General features: G+C 70.1%; 18 protein-coding genes. 4 read left to right on the top strand and 14 right to left on the bottom strand.

All coding sequences use genetic code 11. The annotated features are described in order from the left end of the window. Positions 1-14: 14 nt before the first annotated feature. The 10 genes from HNR09_RS12920 to dapA all read right to left on the bottom strand — a co-directional run bounded on the left by HNR09_RS12920 (position 15) and on the right by dapA (position 11153). Positions 15-755, bottom strand: a complete 741-nt coding sequence (locus HNR09_RS12920) for a regulatory protein RecX (RefSeq protein ID WP_179542417.1) — start codon at positions 753-755, stop codon at positions 15-17. 8 nt (positions 756-763) lie between these two features. Further along, positions 764-1813 carry a recombinase RecA gene (gene recA / locus HNR09_RS12915; RefSeq protein WP_179542416.1) on the bottom strand — a complete coding sequence of 350 codons (1050 nt, stop codon included), beginning with the start codon at positions 1811-1813 and terminating at the stop codon, positions 764-766. Between the two features lie 240 nt (positions 1814-2053). Next, positions 2054-2272, bottom strand: coding sequence for a DUF3046 domain-containing protein (locus tag HNR09_RS12910; protein WP_179542415.1), 219 nt, complete (start codon positions 2270-2272; stop codon positions 2054-2056). Between the two features lie 69 nt (positions 2273-2341). Further along, positions 2342-2884, bottom strand: coding sequence for a MarR family winged helix-turn-helix transcriptional regulator (locus HNR09_RS12905; RefSeq protein ID WP_179542414.1), 543 nt, complete (start codon positions 2882-2884; stop codon positions 2342-2344). Positions 2885-2994: 110 nt separating this feature from the next. After that, a complete protein-coding gene (locus HNR09_RS12900; protein ID WP_179542413.1) occupies positions 2995-3441 on the bottom strand; it encodes a helix-turn-helix domain-containing protein in 447 nt (148 codons plus the stop codon). 135 nt (positions 3442-3576) lie between these two features. After that, positions 3577-4362, bottom strand: a complete 786-nt coding sequence (locus tag HNR09_RS12895) for a nicotinamide-nucleotide amidohydrolase family protein (RefSeq protein WP_179542412.1) — start codon at positions 4360-4362, stop codon at positions 3577-3579. 48 nt (positions 4363-4410) lie between these two features. Then, complete coding sequence (gene pgsA, locus HNR09_RS12890) at positions 4411-5037, bottom strand: CDP-diacylglycerol--glycerol-3-phosphate 3-phosphatidyltransferase (protein WP_343047546.1); 627 nt, start codon at positions 5035-5037, stop codon at positions 4411-4413. Between the two features lie 55 nt (positions 5038-5092). After that, complete coding sequence (locus tag HNR09_RS12885; RefSeq protein ID WP_179542410.1) at positions 5093-8254, bottom strand: FtsK/SpoIIIE family DNA translocase; 3162 nt, start codon at positions 8252-8254, stop codon at positions 5093-5095. A gap of 128 nt (positions 8255-8382) precedes the next feature. Then, positions 8383-10017: a ribonuclease J gene (locus tag HNR09_RS12880; RefSeq protein WP_179543193.1), complete on the bottom strand. Its 1635-nt coding sequence runs from the start codon at positions 10015-10017 to the stop codon at positions 8383-8385. Between the two features lie 173 nt (positions 10018-10190). After that, positions 10191-11153 (bottom strand): 4-hydroxy-tetrahydrodipicolinate synthase, encoded by a 963-nt coding sequence (gene dapA / locus HNR09_RS12875; RefSeq protein ID WP_179542409.1) that lies wholly within the window; start codon positions 11151-11153, stop codon positions 10191-10193. Positions 11154-11172: 19 nt separating this feature from the next. On the opposite strand from dapA, the gene HNR09_RS12870 reads away from it, so the two are divergent. Genes HNR09_RS12870 through HNR09_RS12855 form a run of 4 tightly spaced genes read left to right on the top strand, consistent with a single transcriptional unit; the run spans position 11173 to position 15110 of the window. Next, a complete protein-coding gene (locus HNR09_RS12870) occupies positions 11173-12408 on the top strand; it encodes a heparan-alpha-glucosaminide N-acetyltransferase domain-containing protein (protein WP_179542408.1) in 1236 nt (411 codons plus the stop codon). Positions 12409-12467: 59 nt separating this feature from the next. Continuing rightward, on the top strand, positions 12468-13229 hold the full coding sequence (gene dapB / locus HNR09_RS12865; protein ID WP_179542407.1) for a 4-hydroxy-tetrahydrodipicolinate reductase: 762 nt from the start codon (positions 12468-12470) through the stop codon (positions 13227-13229). A 9-nt stretch (positions 13230-13238) separates the two neighbouring features. Further along, the gene (locus tag HNR09_RS12860; protein WP_179542406.1) at positions 13239-13688 is read left to right on the top strand and encodes a hypothetical protein; all 450 of its coding nucleotides are present in this window, start codon (positions 13239-13241) and stop codon (positions 13686-13688) included. A 9-nt stretch (positions 13689-13697) separates the two neighbouring features. Beyond that, positions 13698-15110 carry a hypothetical protein gene (locus HNR09_RS12855; RefSeq protein ID WP_179542405.1) on the top strand — a complete coding sequence of 471 codons (1413 nt, stop codon included), beginning with the start codon at positions 13698-13700 and terminating at the stop codon, positions 15108-15110. Between the two features lie 16 nt (positions 15111-15126). On the opposite strand, the gene HNR09_RS12850 is transcribed toward HNR09_RS12855, so the two are convergent. The 4 genes from HNR09_RS12850 to moaC all read right to left on the bottom strand — a co-directional run bounded on the left by HNR09_RS12850 (position 15127) and on the right by moaC (position 18559). Further along, on the bottom strand, positions 15127-16893 hold the full coding sequence (locus tag HNR09_RS12850; protein WP_246349273.1) for a gamma-glutamyltransferase family protein: 1767 nt from the start codon (positions 16891-16893) through the stop codon (positions 15127-15129). Positions 16894-17051: 158 nt separating this feature from the next. Continuing rightward, positions 17052-17519 (bottom strand): molybdenum cofactor biosynthesis protein MoaE, encoded by a 468-nt coding sequence (locus HNR09_RS12845; RefSeq protein ID WP_179543192.1) that lies wholly within the window; start codon positions 17517-17519, stop codon positions 17052-17054. Positions 17520-17562: 43 nt separating this feature from the next. Continuing rightward, the gene (locus HNR09_RS12840; RefSeq protein WP_179542403.1) at positions 17563-18126 is read right to left on the bottom strand and encodes a MogA/MoaB family molybdenum cofactor biosynthesis protein; all 564 of its coding nucleotides are present in this window, start codon (positions 18124-18126) and stop codon (positions 17563-17565) included. Next, positions 18119-18559 carry a cyclic pyranopterin monophosphate synthase MoaC gene (gene moaC, locus HNR09_RS12835; RefSeq protein WP_179543191.1) on the bottom strand — a complete coding sequence of 147 codons (441 nt, stop codon included), beginning with the start codon at positions 18557-18559 and terminating at the stop codon, positions 18119-18121. Before moaC ends, HNR09_RS12840 begins: the two co-directional genes overlap by 8 nt. Positions 18560-18625: the final 66 nt, after the last annotated feature.

The following is an 18625-nucleotide window of genomic DNA, read 5'->3' as shown; positions in this document are numbered from 1 at the left end:
CCGCGGTGGCGGGTTCACACGCCCGCACCACCGGCGGTGTGCTCATCCAGCGCTTCACGGACCAGCTGGAACGCCGCACCGGGGCTGTGGCCGCGCCGCGCGAGCATGGACACCAGGCGGCGAGTGTGCTTCTCCCGCTCCTTGCGGGCGGCGGCGTCCTGCCCCGGCGGCACGGTCACCCCACGCATCTTCTTGGCGATCAGTTCCCTGGCGGCCGAGGCCTCATCAGCGTCGCTGAGCTGCTCCAGGGCCTCCTCGGCCGTCTCCTCGGCGATGCCGCGGTCCTTGAGCTCCCGACGCAGCGCGCTGCGTCCGAGACCGCGGGTCTCGTGGCGGGTGCGGATCCACATCCGGGCGAAGGCGGCGTCATCGATCAGCTGGACCTCTTCCAGGCGGTCCAGCACCGACGTGATGACCTCCTGGGAGAACTCCTTCTCACGGAGCGCCTCAGCCAGCTGGTGGCGGCTCTTGGCGGAGCCGGTGAGCTTGCGCAGCACCAGATTCCGCGCCCGGTCACGCTCGTCCCCTTCATCGGGAGCCTCCGTGCCCAGGGACAGAGGAGGCTCCGCCGGGGAGCCTGACGCCGGAGCCGTCGCCGACCCAGACCCGACGGGGGCGGACTCCTCTGCCGGATCAAAGGACGACGGCGAGTCCCCCGCCTCGATCCGGGCGAGGGCCTCCTTCAACGCATCGATGGTGTCCCGCTGGTGGTCCTCGGTCTGAGGTGCGGACGCGGGATCCTCGCTGGCACTCATCTGTCAGCTCAGGCGGGGCCGTCGACGGCCTTCAGCGAGGGGCCGTCCTCCTCGGACGGCGGGCCGATGATGCCCAGCTTCTCCCGGATCCGACGCTCGATCTCATCGGCGAGGTCCGGATTGTCCTTGAGGAAGTGACGCGCCTTCTCCTTGCCCTGACCCAGCTGATCACCGTCATAAGTGAACCAGGCGCCGGACTTCTTCACCAGACCGTTCTCCACGCCGACGTCGATCAGCCCGCCTTCACGAGAGATCCCCTCGCCATAGAGGATGTCGAACTCGGCCTGCTTGAACGGCGGGGCCATCTTGTTCTTCACGATCTTGGCGCGGGTGCGGTTGCCGACCGCGTTCGTCCCCTCCTTGAGGGTCTCGATGCGGCGCACGTCCACCCGGACCGAGGAGTAGAACTTCAGCGCCTTGCCGCCGGAGGTCGTCTCCGGTGAACCGAAGAACACTCCGATCTTCTCCCGAAGCTGGTTGATGAAGATGGCGGTGGTCTTGGTCTGGGACAGCCGCCCGGCGATCTTGCGCAGCGCCTGGGACATCAGCCGGGCCTGCAGGCCGACGTGGCTGTCGCCCATTTCGCCCTCGATCTCGGCGCGCGGCACGAGTGCGGCCACGGAGTCGATGACGACGATGTCCAGCGACCCCGAGGAGACCAGCATGTCCATGATCTCCAGGGCCTGCTCACCGGTGTCCGGCTGGGAGACCAGCAGGGCGTCGGTGTCCACCCCCAGCTTCTCGGCGTAGGTGGGATCCAGGGCGTGCTCCGCGTCGATGAACGCCGCGATGCCGCCGTTCTTCTGTGCATTGGCCACCGCATGCAGCGCCACGGTGGTCTTGCCGGAGGACTCCGGGCCATAGATCTCGACGACTCGTCCGCGAGGGAAGCCACCGATGCCGAGCGCGGCATCCATGGCGATGGACGAAGTGGAGATGGTCTCGATCGGGGCTCGGGTCTCATCCCCGAGCCGCATCACCGATCCCTTGCCGTACTGCTTGTCGATCTGGGCCAGGGCCGCTTCGAGCGACTTCTCCCGGTCTGGGCTGACTGCCATGGTTCACCTCTGTGACGTCGTCTGTGCTGGTTGTCTCGCACCGGTGCGATGCGGTGCCGTGATGACGCCTCCGACACTACGCACCACCTCTGACACGTCTCTGCGCGCGGCGTTGAGCTGTGGACCGTCGGGCGTGGCGGACTCTGTATGCGACACCTTCTGTGGAGAACATTACCCCAGGGCCTCGAACATAGCTTCGAAGAGCATGCGCGTGTCGCCGTCTCTCCGAGAGCGTGCAGCTCAGCGCTTCGGTGGAATGTCTCGGCCGAGCCGCCGCGTCTCGGGGACCTCCTGCTGATCGCAGACCGCATCCCAGACGTCGCGCGGCCTCACTCCGGCCTCGAGGGCTTCGGAGGCCGTCTTCTGATAGCCGCTGAGCACGAGCGAGCCCGCCAGCACGCGCGCATAGCCGGAGCCGAACTCACCCTCCATGAGGAACCAGAATCTGCTCAGCTGCATGAACAGCGTCCTCTCCGGCGGCGGCGCGCCGCGCAGGTGTCGTCACATCTCACGAGCACCGGGTGGCGCTCATTCGTCTCCGATGGCGGCGCCATCCCCGGCGGAGGGCTGGGCGCTGCCCTGCGGATCCTGGTCTGATCTGGGCAGACCCGGGCCGGCCGGGTCATGCTCCGCATAGGTGCGGTTCAGCTTGGCGACCAGGGTGCTGAGGGTCTCGATCTCGTCCTGGCTCCAGGCCTGGAGCATCATCAGGTAGCGGTCAGCACGCTCCTGCTGAGCGGTCTCGAGGCGCTCACGACCCTCCGCGGTCAGCGAGACGGTCTGGGCCCGGCCGTCGGCGGGATCGGTCTCCTTGCTGACCCACCCGCGAGAGACCAGAGTGGTCAGCTGCCGGGAGAGCGTGGGCTTGCCGATCCCCAGATGCCGCGCGATGGAGGTCATCCGCGCGGGGCCTTCGTTCTGCAGGGTGGCCAGCACCGAATAGGAGGCAGGTTCGATCTCCGGGTCGATCCGACGGGCGAGCTGCAGGGCGTTGAACCGACGACGTACGAAGAGCCGGTTGAACTCACGCTCCAGCTCGCGGACCAGGGCAGGGCGCTCGGGCGTATCCATGCACTTCAGTCTAAAGGGTCGAGGCGCAGACCTCGGACACCCCCGCGCACACACGGCGGAGGGCCCTCCCGCGATGGGACGGCCCTCCGTGCGCGGACGTTCTGATCGGTTCAGCCGCAGCTGCGGGCGAACTCCTCCTGGGTGAACTCCTCGGGGATGCCGTCGGGCACCACGCCGTGGCCGAACTCGCGCTGGAACTCGGTGGGCACGGTGTCCGGCACATGCAGCCCTTCAGCCGCTGCGACGCGCTCGGCCACCTGGCCCAGCATCGCCGAGAGCGGCACGTCGAGCGCGGCGCAGATCGAGGCCAACAGCTCGGACGAGGCTTCCTTCTGTCCGCGTTCGACCTCGGACAGGTAGCCCAGCGAGACGCGCGCGCCGTGCGAGACGTCACGCAGCGTGCGACCTTCGGCCTGCCGGATGCTGCGCAGGACATCTCCGATCTCCTGGCGCAGGACCACAGCCTTGGCCTCCTTGGACTCGGCCGCCGGTGCGGCGTCGAGGTCCAGGTCTTTCCAACGGGTGATGCCGTTGACGGTGACTGGCTGTCTCACCATGGACTTTCTCCTTCGTGGACTCCGATGGCCCTCATGCGTCTGCCCCTCGGTCAGGTGCTGGCCCTCACCAGAAACGGTGCGATGCAGACGCTTCACCGGGGGATAACCCGATCCTCCCGGATTTTGTTCCCCACTCTAGCGGGGATCGTTGAATCCTGGAGGTTCTGTGAGCAGAAGCTCCTCCACCAGTTTAAGCGCTGCCTCCACCGAAGCGTCCCGGATGGCGGCCCGGTCACCGTCGAGATCGAGCAGCACCGCACCCGAGATCCAGTCCTCCTCCGTGTCGGGCGCCCCTTCGGCGGAGGACTCATGATCGTCGACCTCGCAGGCCTCGGGCAGCCGCAGCCCGAACCGCTGGGCGGCGGACTTCCTGCAGGCCAGCCCCACGTACACGGTGCCGACCTCCTTGCCCTCATGAGGCTCCGGACCCGCGACGCCGGTGGTGGAGACCCCCAGCACGGAGCCGGTCGCCGAGGCCGCCCCGCGAGCCATGGACGCCGCGACGGCGGGGTCGACGGCGCCACGGGACTCCAGCAGATCCTCGTCCACCCCCAGCAGTCTCTGTTTCACCGCATTGCAGTACGCGATCACTCCGCCGCGCAGCGCCGCAGAAGCACCGGGGACGTCGGCCAGGCGGGCCGCCAGCGAGCCGGCGGTCAGCGACTCGGCCGTGGCCAGGGTGAGCCCGCGATGGGCGCAACGTTGGATGATCTCCACAGGATCGGTGCGCCGCTCGGCCGCGTCCGCGATCTGCCCGGCCTCGCCGGAGATGTCCTGGCCGTCCTGGGTCCACCGCTCATGGGCCACGTCCGGGTCGGGGCGGTGGGCACGTACGGGTTCGGGCTCCTGCCGATGGGCCTCGACGCCTCCGGCGGTCTCCCCGCGGCTGCCTTCTGGGGCGTCCGGCTCTCCTCGGGCCATGAACTGGGCCTCCTAGGGGTCTCGGTCTCAGATCTCGGCTGTCAGGGCTCAGCGCGCCGCGCGACGGAGCCGCAGTGCCGAGAGCACGTAGTCGACGCCGGTGAGCACGGTGACGACCAGGGCCGCCATCACGATCCAGAATGCGACGTCGGCCAGCCAGCCGGCGATGACCACCAGCGGGAGCAGCATCAGCTGCAGCCCTGCCGCCTGCAGCACGGTCTTGAGCTTGCCTCCCCGGGAGGCGGGGATGACGCCGTATCGGATGACCACCATGCGCAGCACCGTGACTCCCAGCTCCCGGGCCAGGATGACGATGGTCACCCACCAGGGCAGCTCGCCCAGCACGGAGAGCATCACCAGACCACCGCCGATGAGCAGCTTGTCCGCGATGGGATCGGCGATCTTGCCGAAGTCGGTGACGAGGTTCCGCGCGCGGGCCAGGTCTCCGTCGATCTTGTCGGTGATCATGGCCGCGGCGAACAGGCCTGCCGCGGCCCAGCGCCAGCCGCCGTTGGTCGCCTCCAGCCCGCCCTCGGCACCGGGAGCGGCGTCGAGCAGCAGGAACCAGACGAACAGCGGCACCAGCACGATGCGCAGCATCGTGAGCGCGTTGGCGATGTTCAGCACCGGCGGCGGTTCTTCGGGGTTCGGCTGATCTGGGGTGGACGAGCTCACGCGGCTCCTCTTCTCGGCGGGTCGGGAGGCAGGCCCGGGACTGGCGCCCGACAGGTCACCGTCCGGTGAGCTGCCAGGCGTCCTCCGCGGCGGTGGAGTCGTGCCCGTCATGATAGTCCCTCGCCTCGGGGAGCGCGGCAGTGCGCTCGGCCAGGTCCCGCGCGATCAGATCGGCCGAGCTCAGCCCGGACATCGTGGATCCCCCGGCGGGCGGCGCTCCCCGGCCGGGCTGCGGCCGCACAGGGCCGGTCGCCGCATGCTCGGTGCTCGCCGGACGGGCCTGCTCGCTGACCTGGGCAGGCTGCTGCGGAGCGGCCTGCGTGGGCCCGGTCTCGGCAGGGATGCCGGTCGCGACGCCGGCCGCCGGCTCGAGGTCCACCGGGGCGCCCTCGTAGGCTTCGGGAGGATCCTCGGACGGTGCCGCGGTGGGAGGCTCCTCCCCACGGAGGGTCGCCAGCACTCCGGGAAGTTCCTCCGGGGCGACCAGCACATCGCGCGCCTTGGATCCCTCCGAGGGCCCCACGACGCCGCGGGACTCCATCAGGTCCATCAGCCGCCCTGCCTTGGCGAAGCCCACGCGCAGCTTGCGCTGCAGCATCGAGGTGGAGCCGAACTGAGTGGTGACCACCAGTTCGGTGGCCTGCAGGAGCAGGTCCAGGTCGTCACCGATGTCGGCGTCGATCTCCCGCTTCTTCGGCTCCATGGCGGCGACGGCGTCCTCACGGTACTGCGCCTTCAGCTGGGACTTCACATGCTCGACCACCGAGTGGACCTCGGACTCGTTGACCCAGGCGCCCTGCACACGCATCGGCTTGTTCATGCCCATCGGCAGGAACAGGGCGTCACCCTGGCCGAGCAGCTTCTCCGCGCCCACCGAGTCCAGCACCACGCGGGAGTCGGTGGCCGAGGAGGTCGCGAAGGCCATCCGGGAGGGCACATTGGCCTTGATCAGGCCGGTGACCACGTTCACCGAGGGGCGCTGGGTGGCCAGCACCAGGTGGATGCCCGCGGCACGGGCCAGCTGAGTGATGCGGACGATGGAGTCCTCGACGTCGCGCGGGGCGACCATCATCAGATCGGCGAGCTCATCGACGATCACCAGCAGGTACGGGTAGGGCCGCAGGTCCCGTTTGGAGTCCGGCGGCAGCTGGATCTTCCCGGCCCGCACAGCCTTGTTGAAGTCGTCGACGTGCTTGTAGCCGAAGTGGGCGAGGTCGTCGTAGCGGTTGTCCATCTCCTTGACCACCCACTGCAGCGCCTCCGCGGCCTTCTTCGGCTCGGTGATGATGGGCGTCACCAGGTGGGGCACGCCCTCGTAGGCGGTGAGCTCCACACGCTTGGGATCCACCATCACCATGCGGACCTCGTCCGGGGTGGCACGCATGAGCACCGAGGTGACCATCGAGTTCACGAAGGCTGACTTTCCGGCACCGGTGGCTCCGGCCACCAGCAGGTGGGGCATCTTCGCCAGGTTGGCCACCACATAGCCGCCCTCGATGTCCTTGCCCACGCCCATCACCATCGGGTGCTCGGTCTTGCGCGCCGCGTTGGAGCGCAGGACGTCGCCCAGGGCCACGACTTCCTTGTCCTTGTTCGGGATCTCGATGCCGATGGCCGACTTGCCCGGGATGGGACTGAGGATGCGGACCTCGTTCGAGGCCACGGCCAGGGAGATGTTCTTCTCCAGCGAGGTGACCTTCTCCACCTTGGTGCCCGGAGTCAGCTCCACCTCATAGCGGGTGACCGTCGGACCGCGGGAGAAGCCGGTGACCCGGGCGTCGACCTTGAACTGGAAGAAGGTCTGGTTCAGGGCCTCGACGATCTCGTCGTTGGCCGAGGTGTGCTCCTTCGGCGGCGGGCCGGAGGGCAGGATGGCCTGATCGGGCAGGGTGTAGGTGACGTCTCCGGCCAGCTCGAGCTGTTCCGAACGCACCGGCAGGGCCGAGGCAGGAGCCGGGGTCTCGGCCGGTGCCGCGGTCGGACTGACGGCGGCCGGCTGAGGGGCGTGAGCGGCAGCAGGCTGCGGCGCCGGCTGCACGCGCGCACCCTCGGAGGCGGCGTCCTCCTGACCTGCGGTCCCGGGCGCCTGCCCGGACTCGGCGGCCTTCCCACGGGCACGCTGGATGGCCAGCTCCTGGGCGGTGGGGCGTCGCACGCCCGGAGGCACGGCCGGTGCGGCGGGCGTGGTGCCCTCTTCGAGGACGGGGCTGTCGTAGGCGCCGTCGCCGGCCTGCGCCATGGAGGCCTCGTCGGCTGACGAGTCGGAGCCGAACTGCTCCCCCTCCTGGGCCTCGCCGGCGCTCCTGGTGCCGAGGATCCGGGAGAGCAGGCCCTTCTTCGGGCGCTCCTCAGAGTCCTCGAAGATCTCGGCCTCCTCAGCCGGTGCGGCCTGCTGGGCACGGGAGCGGCGTGGCTTCCGGGCGCTCTTGTCCTCGGAAGCCTCCTCGGCCAGCGGCTTGGTCTCGGGCAGCGGCTCGGGCCGTTCGCCCACCAGGTACCCCTTGGCCACGGCGACACGCTGCGGGATGCGGCGCAGGGGGGTGTCGGTGAGGACCAGGATCCCGGCGAGCAGCACCAGGGAGAGGATCGCCCACACCGGGTAGGGGGTGATGAGGCTGGCCAGCGGCACGGTGGCCAGGTAGCCGATGATCCCCCCGGAGGCGAGCATCGATTCGAAGGCGGCGTTGAGCGCGGGCATGCCGTGGGCCAGGTGGGCCAGGCCCGCCGCGGAGCAGAGGATGAGGGTCAGACCGATGGCGACACGGCCGTTGCCCTCATGCTCCTGAGGATGACGGATGTAGCGCACCGCGGTGATCAGCAGCACCACGGGCAGCAGGGCCGAGGCCCAGCCGAAGGTGCCCGCCGTGCCGTTGTGCACGACGGCGATGCTCCAGTGGTCGTGCTGGCGCACACCCCACCAGTCGACGACGGCGGTGACCAGCGCCAGCAGGATGAACACCAGCGCGGCGCCGTCACGACGGTCCTCGGGGTGCACCTTCACCTGACGGCCCATTCCGCGGATCGCGGAGGCCACCGGAGTGGCGAAGGCCATCCAGAGGCCGCGCAGGGCGGAGGCCGCCAGGTTGCCCCGTTCGGGGTCCTGGGCGGTGGTGGAGCTCTTCTTCGACGTCTTCGCGCGGCTGGCAGCAGCTGAGGCGGACTTCTTCTTTCGTCCGTCCGTGCTGGCGGCGCGCGAGGGGGAAGTACGTGTCGCCATGCCAGCCAACTTACCGCGAGCGCGCCCCGATCAGCGTGATGGCCACACCTTTGGGCCGAATCGCCCCGGGAACACCGGAGGGCAGGGGCGCCCGGCGCCCCTGCCCTCCGGAGTTCCCGCGGTGCGGATCAGGTCTCGACGATCACCGGGACGATCATCGGCTTGCGGCGCAGCTTGCGGCTGACCCACGAGCCGATCGTGCGGCGCACGATCTGCTGCAGCTGGTGTGTGGTGTGCTCCCGGTTCTCCTGGATGGCCTCGGTGAGCGCCCGGGCGATCTTCGCCTTGATCTCCTTGAAGACCTTGTCCTCCTCGGCGACGCCGCGGGCGTGGATGTCGGGGCCGGAGACGATCTGCCCGGTCTGCCTGTTCACCACGGTCACCACCGAGATGAAGCCCTCCTCGCCGAGGGTGCGGCGGTCCTTGAGGTCGGCGTCGGTGATCTCTCCGACGGAGGAGCCGTCCACGTAGACGTAGCCGCACTCGATCTGACCGGTGACACGCGCGACGCCGTCGCGCAGGTCCACCACGGAGCCGTCCTCGCACTGCAGCACCCGCTCGGGGTCCAGGCCGGTCTCCACAGCCAGCTTGCCGTTGGCGATCAGGTGACGGGTCTCCCCGTGCACCGGCATCACGTTCTTCGGCCGCACGATGTTGTAGCAGTAGAGCAGCTCGCCGGCCGAGGCGTGCCCGGAGACGTGGACCTTGGCCGTGCCCTTGTGGATGACATCGGTGCCGAGCTTGAGCAGCCCGTTGATCACCCGGAAGACCGCGTTCTCATTGCCCGGGATCAGGGAGGAGGCCAGGATGACGGTGTCACCCGCCCCCACCTGGATCTGGTGGTCGCCGTTGGCCATGCGCGAGAGCGCGGCCATCGGTTCACCCTGTGACCCGGTGGACATCAGGACCACCTCGGAGTCCGGGTAGTTGTCCACCTTCTTCATGTCCACCAGGATGCCCTCCGGCACGTCCAGGTAGCCCAGCTTCGAGGCGATGCCCATGTTGCGCACCATCGAGCGCCCCACGAAGGCCACCTTGCGGTTGTGCGCGTGGGCGGCGTCGAGCACCTGCTGGACACGGTGGACATGGGAGGAGAAGGAGGCGACGATGATCCGCCGGCTGGAGGTCCCGAAGAGCTGGTCCAGGGTCGGACCGATCTCCTTCTCCGGGGTGGTGAAGCCGGGGACGTCGGCGTTGGTGGAGTCGGTCAGGAACAGGTCCACGCCCTCCTCGCCCAGCTTGGCGAAGTGGCGCAGGTCGGTGATCCGGCCGTCCAGCGGAAGCTGGTCCATCTTGAAGTCACCGGTGTGCAGGACGCTGCCGGCCTCGGTGCGGATGAACACGGCCAGCGCATCCGGGATGGAGTGGTTGACCGCCACGAACTCGCACTCGAAGGGGCCGAACTCCTCGACGTCGCCCTCCGTGACCTCGAGGGTGTAGGGCTTGATCCGGTGCTCGGCCAGCTTCGCCTCGATGAAGGCCAGGGTCAGGGTGGAACCGATCAGCGGGATGTCCGGCTTCCGGCGCAGCAGGTACGGCACGGCCCCGATGTGGTCCTCGTGCCCGTGGGTGAGCACCACGCCGACGACGTCGTCCAGCCGGTCCTCGATGTAGCTGAAGTCCGGCAGGATCAGGTCCACGCCGGGCTGCTCCTCCTCGGGGAAGAGCACACCGCAGTCGACGATGAGGAGCTTGCCGTCGATCTCGAAGACCGCCATGTTGCGCCCGACTTCTCCAAGCCCGCCCAGGGGCACGATGCGCATCGTGCCCGGTTTCAGCTTGGGCGGGGTGATCAGGCGCTGTGGTGCCAAGGTGGTGGACCTCCTGGGTCGGGTGTGTCGGATATGTCAGAGTCTGTCATCGAGCGTACGTCCTGGATGGCTCCGCCACCTAGAACGAGCAGCTGTCAACCTGCGCCGGCCGGTCGGACGACCGTTCAGAGGTTCCAGCCGGCCTCACGGAGGTCCGCGAGCACGAGTTCCTTCTCATGGGCGTTGGCCTGGACCAGCGGCAGGCGCACGTCGGCGTTGATCGGGAAGCCCAGCCAGTCGAGCACCAGCTTCGAGGAGACCGCACCCTGGACCCGGGTCATCATGCCGCGGATGACCGGGCCGAGCTCGCCGTGGACGATGCGGGCCTCCTTGAGGTCATAGTTCAGCAGCGCGTCGATCATCCGGCGGAAGTGCGGGCAGGCTACGTGGGAGGTCACCGAGACGACGCCGACCGCACCCATGGCCATCCAGGCCAGCACGTTCTGGTCGTCGCCGGAGTAGACCTCCAGCTCGGTCTTGGTGAGCACCTCGGTGGTGGCGGTGATGTCGTTCTTGGCGTCCTTGAGCGACATGATGTGCGGGTGCTCGGCGAGCCTGAGGATCGTCTCGGTCTCGATGGCGATCCCGGAGCGTCCGGGGATGTCATAGATCATCAGCGGCAGGTCCGCAGCATCGGCGACCGCCTGATAGTGGGCCAGCACGCCGTCCTGGCTGGGCTTGTTGTAGTACGGGGTGACCACCAGCTGCCCGTCGGCGCCGGCGCGCTCGGCGCGCCGGGCCATCTCCAGATCGTGGGAGGTGTGGTTGGTGCTGGTGCCGGCGATGACCTTCGCCCGGTCGCCGACGGCGGACTTCGCGGCCCGGACCAGCCCTTCCTTCTCATGGTCCTCCAGCGTGGACGTCTCCCCCGTCGTCCCGGAGACCACGAGCGAGTCGTTGCCCTCGTCCACGAGCTTCACGGCGAGCGCCTCGAAGGCGTCGTAGTCGACCCGGTCATCCTTGGTGAAGGGCGTGACCATCGCAGTGATGAGATGCCCGAAGAACGGGTCAGTCTGGTCCGGGTGCTTGACCTCGCCCTCAGTGAGGTGGAGGTCGAACTCGTGTGTCAGCTCGTTGTCGCTCGCCATGGGCAGTAGCCTACCGTCTGTGGACAGCCCCAGCACCGCCGGTGCGTCGCCGCGTCGCGGCCCCACCAGGCGCACCTCACGCATCTCCGGCGTCGACGCCGCACGCTGCCTCGCGCTCCTGGGCATGATGACCGTGCATGTCATCAGCACCACCGACGAGTTCACCGGCGATCCGACGCTCGCCGGCTGGCTGTTCACCGGCCGTCCCTCGGCGCTGTTCGCCCTGCTGGCCGGCGTCGGACTGGCGCTGCTCAGCGGCGGTGCCGCCGGCGCGGGCTCACGGGAGCGGGTGGTCTGGAACCGGAAGGTGGTGGCCGTCCGGGCCCTGCTGATCCTGGTCGTCGGTCTCGCCGTCGCGGCCCTGGAGACCTCCGTGGCGATCATCCTGGTCCACTACGGGGTGCTGTTCCTCCTGGCCCTGCCGTTCCTGTCCCTGGGCGTGAAGCCGCTGCTGGGTCTGGCCGCCGGGTGGGTGCTGCTCGCGCCGCTCGCCTTCCGCTGGGTCTACACCGGGCTCGCCGAGGACATCGAGGGGTTCGCCGTGACCTGGCGGCTGTGGCACTCCCCCGGTTTCGCCGACCTGCTCCAGCCTGAGCTGCTCGCCATGGACCTCGCGGTGACGGGCTACTACCCGCTGCTCATCTGGCCGGCGTACCTGTTCACCGGCATGGCCGTCGGGCGGCTGCGCCTGACCGAGACGGCGGTGGCGGTGCGGCTGGCCGTCGTCGGGGCTCTGCTGGCCGCCTCCAGCTGGCTGGTGGGTCAGCTCACGCTGGTCACCAGCGAGGTGGTCTCGGATCTGGCCAGGACCTCGGGGCTGCCCGAGCCGGAGGTGCGTGGAGAGCTGCAGACCGGCACCCTGCTGCCGATCATCGAGGACGACCGCTGGTTCCTGCTCGCCACCCCGCATTCCGGGACCTCGATGGATGTGCTGCACACCGTGGGGACCTCCCTGCTGGTGCTGGGGGTGTGCCTGCTGGTGACTGACCGGCTGGGCCGGCTGGCCGCACCGGTGGTGGGCGCCGGGGCTATGCCGTTGACCCTCTATGTGGGGCATCTGGTGGTGCTGCACCTCTGGCGCGACGAGGGCGGCCTGCTCCACACCGACGCGATCGGCTCCACGGAGATCATGGTGTCGCTCGTGCTGGCGGCGCTGGCCGGCGGGACGCTGCAGCAGCTGCTGGGACGCCGCGGCCCCCTGGAGGCGGTGACCCACGCCGCCGGAGTCGGTGTGGCCGGACGCCGGCCGCAATGAGCCGTCACGACGTCCCCGGGGGTCATGCCGTGTCCCCGCCGAACGATACGCTGGGGACCATGAGCCAAGCTGAGATTCGTGTGGCGGTGCTCGGCGCCCGAGGGCGCATGGGCACCGAAGCGGTGAGCGCCGTCGACGGCGCGGAGGACATGGAGCTGGTCGCCCGGCTGGGACGGAGCGACTCCCTGGACCTGGTGCGGGAGTCCGGCGCCACGCACATCGTGGACCTCAGCGTCCCGGACGCCACCGAGGAGAACGTCCGCTTCGCCGTGGAGCACGGGATCCACGCCGTGGTCGGCACCACCGGCTGGGACGACGAACGGCTGGGACGCCTCCAGGCGCTGCTGGCCCAGCATCCCGATACCGGCGTGCTGATCGCCCCGAACTTCGCGCTGGGCTCGGTGCTGGCCACCGCGTTCGCCGCGAAGGCCGCCCGGTACTTCGAATCAGCGGAGATCATCGAGCTGCACCACCCGGACAAGGTGGACGCCCCCTCCGGCACCGCAGCACGGACCGCGCAGCTGATGGGCCGCGCCCGGCGCGAGGCCGGGGTCGCCCCCTCTCCCGACGCGACCACCCAGGACCCCGACGGCGCCCGCGGCGCCACGGTGGAGGACGTCCATGTCCATGCCGTGCGCCTGCGCGGGCTGGTGGCCCACCAAGAGGTGCTGCTCGGATCCGCAGGTGAGCAGCTGACCCTCCGGCATGATTCCTTCGACCGTGCCTCCTTCATGCCCGGAGTGCTGCTGGGCCTGCGCACTGTGGCCTCACGGCCCGGGCTCACCCACGGGCTCGACGGCTACCTCGACCTGGGCCTGTAGGCGGCATCGATGAAGGCGAAGATCTGGACCTCGTTGGTCATCCTGATGCTGACCATCTTCCTGGGTGCCGCCGGCTACAACGCCTGGCGGCTGCTCACCGCCGAGGAGACCGCCGCGAAGCTCATCGGCGTCGGTGCAGTGCTGGTGGTCGCCTTGGGCGTGTGGGTGCTGCTGCGTGAGCTGCTCTTCGGCCTCGGCTCGGAGCGGCTGGGGCGCATCCTGGCGGAGGAGGGCGGGCTGCCCGAGGACACCGTGGATCGTTCGCCCGGCGGACGGCCGAATCGCGAGCAGGCGGACGAGCAGTTCCGCCGCTACGCCACCGCGGCGGAGGCCACCCCTGAAGACTGGCGCAGCTGGTTCCGCCTCTCGGTGGCCTACGACGTCGCCGCCGACCGCGCACGGGCCCGCAGGACCATGCGCAAGGCCATTCAGATGCAGCGGGCCGAGGCCCGCGGCTGACCCCGCCAGGTGAGCAGCACGACCCCGCAGATCAGCACCACCGCGTATGTCTGTGTCCACGGGATCGGTGTCCATGACTCCGGGGACCTCGCCGAGCAGACCCGGGACGCCGTGCGGCGCGGCGCGGAGGCTGCCGGGGGTTCGCTGACCGACCTCCCCGTGGACTCGGCCGCCCCGGCCGAACTGACCCATCGCGCTCGCGTGGAGGTTCCCGGCCACGAGCCCTATCTCGCCGAGTTCCACGACGGCTGGTGGGACTCCGGGCTCCGGACGCCCCGATTCTGGGTGGTGCTGCTGTGGCTCCTGGAGATCGCCCCGTTCGCGCTGATCAGCGGCGCAGGAGGTTGGTGCGGCGACCGCTGGCGGGAGGCCGCGGACGGCGTCGGCGCCGTCGGGCGGGCCGGACGCCGGCTGGCGGCGCTGCTGACGTCGGCCGCGATGCTCGCCGCGGTACCGCTGGTCGTCCTGGTGCTGCTGATCGGGCTCCCGCTGGCCGGGCTCGTCCCGCCCTGGCGTCGAGGGCTCCATCATGTGCTGGTCGAGGTGGTCGGGGACGTGTGGCTCTACCGCTCCGCCGCCCTCGATGACACGGTGCTGCCGCGCCTGCGCCGTCTGGTGGAGGCCGCGGCGGCACGAGCGGACCGGGTCACCCTGGTCGGGCATTCCCAGGGCGCCGAGCTCAGCCGTCGGGTGGCGCTGCGCACCGCACCGGAGCGCTGCGTGTGGGTCGGCTCAGGAGAGCACCAGCTCAGCACCCTGCGGGTGGTGGCGGCGAGCGCGTGGCTGCCGCTGGTGGTGTGGCCGTTCGTGCTGGCATGGCCGGCGTTCCTGCACCTGGCCCTGACCCGCGGCCTCGACGCCGTCGCCGAGGCGGGGCGAGGTCCCGGCGTCTCCGTCCACGGGGCCGGCGGGGTGCTGCTCTCCGGCGCCGCAGTCGTGGTGCTGGCCGCGGTGCTCTACGGGGCGCTGACCGCAGCGGTGGTCAGGTGGCTGCGCCGGCGGCCCGACGACGTGGGGCAGGTGCCGCAGAGCCGGATCTGGCACGTGAAGTCGCTGCTGGATCCGATCTCCTGGGGGACGGTGTTCCCCACACGCATCCAGGCGGAGGATCGCGAGCAGTGTTCCCCCGACTCCGGGCTCGGCGAGGGCGACGACGGCGACACCCGGCGTGGCCAGGTGTGTGTCCGGTATGTGCCCCCTCATCCGGAGGGCCCGTGGTGGGCAGAGCACGTCACCTACTTCAGCCGCCCCGCCACGGGAGCGGTGATCCTTGAGGCGGGTCTCGCCCGTCCGGAGCCGGTGCTGCCCGGCACAGTTGCGCGGGTCCCGCCCTGGCTGGTGACGGCGGCGCCGGTGGCTGGGGCCGGGCTGCTGTGGATGACCCACCTGCTGGGCGAATGGCAGATCCAGCTGCTGCGGTGACGCTCTGCCCGGGTGCTCAGCGCCCGGCGGCGTAGCCCTGAGCTCCCCGCGGATTCGCCGCGGCGCTCAACCGCCCGGTGGCGGGGTCACGGGTCACGCAGGAGAGCCGGCCCAGCGACCAGTCCCCGGCACGGGTGATCCGATGCCCTCGACGTTCCAGCCCGCTGATGACCTCCTCGCCCAGGCGGTCCTCGACGACCGCACCTCCGGGCTCCCAGGTGCGGGGCCAGAAGGAACCGGGCGAGGAGGTGGTGTGCAGCGTGGGCGCGTCGATGGCCTGCTGCGGGGAATGACCTCCGACGAGCATGCGCAGCAGCATCGGCAGCTGCCACTGGTCCTGCTGGTCGCCACCGGGGGTGCCCAGTGCGATGATTGGCTGACCGTCCTTGAGCACCAGCGTCGGCGAGAGCGTGGTGCGTGGTCGGCGACCGGGCTCCAGCCGCGAGGGTGACCGCTCGTCCAACCAGGTCATCTGCAGCCGAGTGCCCAGGCAGAAGCCGAGCCCAGGGATGGTCGGTGAGGACTGCAGCCAGCCGCCCGAAGGGGTCGCGGAGATCATGTTCCCCCAGCGGTCCACCACGTCGATGTGACAGGTGTCCCCGCGGGTCTCCCCCGTCGCCTTCACCGTCTGCTCGCCCGGCCTGCTGACAGTGGGTTCCCCCACTCCGGCGCCGACTCCAGCACCGCCGGAGACCTCCTCAGCCTCCTCCAGCGGAGGCAGCACGGTCGAGCGACCCGGCAGCTCACCCGGCCGGAACTCGATGCTGGCGGTCTCAGCGATGAGCTCCCGACGTGCTGCGACGTAGGCTTCGGAGAGCAGATGATCGAGGTCGAGGTCCTCGTGGCCGTAGTGGGCGTCACGGTCGGCGAGGGCGAGCTTGAGCGCCTCCAGGATCAGGTGCGCGCCCCGCTCGGTGCCCGGGTCGAGGTCCGCGTCGGCATAGGCCTCCAGGATCTTCAGCACCTGGAGCAGCATCGGCCCTTGGCCCCATGCCGCGGTCTTGGCGATGGTGTGGCCGCGGAACTCCACGGTGGCGGGAGTCTCATAGCCGGCGTCGAAGGCGGCGAAGTCCTCCGTGGTGATGACTCCGGCGTGGTCTCCGCCGTCGGAGTGGCGATGCGGGGTCGCGGCGAACTCAGCCGCCTTCTGCGCCACCAGACCGGTCTTCCATTCAGCTCGGGCGGCCTCGATCTGCGCGGTGCGGCCCTCAGCCTCGGTGCCAGCGGCGAGGAGTCCCCGCAGCACGGCGGCGTACTCGGGGTTGCGCATCAGCGACCCCGGGGCGGGCGGCCGGCCCTCGGGCATCCACAGGGCCGCCGAGGTGGGCCAATGCTCGGTGAAGAGCTCGGACACGCTGCGGATGGCGGCGGAGACGCGCTCGAGCACGGGTGCACCGTGCACTGCGAGGTCGATGGCGAACTCGAGCACCTCGCCCAGCGCCCAGGTGCCGTGGTCACGCAGCAGCACCAGCCAGGCGTCGACGGCACCGGGCACGGCGGCGGCCAGCGCGCCTGCCCCGGGGACCGTGCTCAGGCCGAGACCCGTATAGTGCTCGATGCTGGCACCTGCCGGGGCGGGACCCTGCCCCATGAGGATCTGCGGCGAGTCGGGGGTCTTCGCCGCGACGAAGACTCCGGTCATGTCCCCGCCGGGGCCGTTGAGATGGGGTTCGACGACGTGAAGCACGAAGGCGCCGGCGGTGGCGGCGTCGAAGGCGTTGCCGCCGCGCTCCAGCACCGCCTGGGCAGCGGCCGTGGCCAGCCAGTGGGTGGAGGCCGACATGCCGAACCGGCCCTGAAGGGTGGGGCGGGTCGTGGAGGTTTCGGCGTGGGTGAAGGTGGTGCTCACGAGCAGTGTCCTCTCAGGGGCGTCTCTCCGGTCCTCGGCAGGATCGTGCCGGGCCGCAGAGCAGTCGATGATGTGCGGTGCCGCCGAAGGGCTCAGTCGATGCCGACCCATTCCTTGGCGCCGTCGGCGAAGAACTGTTCCTTCCAGATGGGCACCTGGGCCTTGATCTGCTCCACCAGTTCGGCGCAGGCGGCGAAGGCCTCCGCGCGGTGCGCGGAGGCGACGGCGACGACGAGCGCGTGGTCCCCGATGTGCAGGTCTCCGACCCGGTGGGCCGCCCAGATGCGCACACTGGGGTGGGCTGCGGCGACCTCCCGGGCCACCCGGGTCAGGGCTTCCTCGGCGCTGGGGTGGGCGGTGTAGCTCAAGCGTTCCACGGTGCGACCGCCGTCGTGGTCCCTGACGATCCCGGCGAAGTCGACCACGGCCCCGGCGGTCGGCGCCCAGACCTCGTGGTGAGCCCGGGTCGGGTCCAGCGGCTCTGCGCTGAGCGCGGCGTGGAGGAGTCGATGCGCGGCGGGGGCCGGTCCGGCGTGGTGCGGGGTGCCCTCCCGGGTCAACGGAGCGAGGCTCGCGTCCTCGGGCGAGGGGGTGCCGACATGTTCACTGGTCACCTGGGGATCCCCACTCGTCGTGCTTGCGGAGGTCGGAGACCTGGTCACACAGGTGCGGGAGGATCTCCACCAGCACCTGCATGCCCTCCCGGACGGCCTTCGGCGAACCCGGGAGATTCACGATCACCGTGCCCTCGGCGACGCCGGCCATTCCCCTGCTCAGGGCGGCCAGCGGGTTATGTGCCCGACCGTGGGCGCGCACCGCCTCCATGATGCCGGGGATCTCCTTGTCCAGCAGCGGGAGGGTGTACTCCGGGGTGAGGTCGTCCGGGGTCAGTCCGGTGCCGCCGGAGGTGATGATCACGGCGGGCGCCACCTGGACCAGCAGTTCGGAGATCGCGGCGAGCACGCCCTCTCCGTCCGGGATGATCACCGGCGGCCGGCAGCCGAAGTCGATCGAGTCGGCGAACTCTGCGATGATGGGCGCGCTCTGGTCCTCGCGCACACCCTGGGCGGCGCGGGTGGAGACGATCACCGGGGCGATGATCCTCTCGCGGGTGCGATCGTCGTCGTAGGCGGGAGTCTCCGCCGACGGATGCTGAGGGTCAGTCATGTCTGGTCCATTCTCCGTGTTGTCCGCCGGTCTTGTGAATGACCTGCTGGTCGGTGATCACTGCGGCGCGGTCCACCGCCTTGATCATGTCGTAGAGGGTCAGGCCCGCCACGGAGACAGCAGTGAGGGCCTCCATCTCCACCCCGGTCCGGGAGGTGGTGCGGACCTCGGCGGTGATGAGCACCTCGCCGGGTTCGGGCTGGTCGACGTCGAAATCCACCGTGACCTTGCTCAGCGGCAGCGGGTGACACAGGGGGACGAGCTCATGGGTGCGTTTGGCCGCCATGATCCCCGCGATGCGTGCGGTGGCCAGGGCGTCACCCTTGGGCAGCGCCCCCTGGACGAGCTGCGCCGTGACCGCCTCCCGGGTGCGCAGCACCGCCTGGGCACGGGCTGTGCGCGCGGTGACGTCCTTCTCCGAGATGTCCACCATGTGTGCGCTGCCGTCTTCGCGCACATGGGTCAGCGTCGGGGTCGACGGGCGAGGCTCCGCGGAGCC

The sequence above is a fragment of the Nesterenkonia xinjiangensis genome (genome assembly GCF_013410745.1).
Taxonomy (GTDB): domain Bacteria; phylum Actinomycetota; class Actinomycetes; order Actinomycetales; family Micrococcaceae; genus Nesterenkonia; species Nesterenkonia xinjiangensis.
Note: the sequence above shows the minus strand (reverse complement) of the source record. Positions and strands in the feature narration are given on the sequence as shown.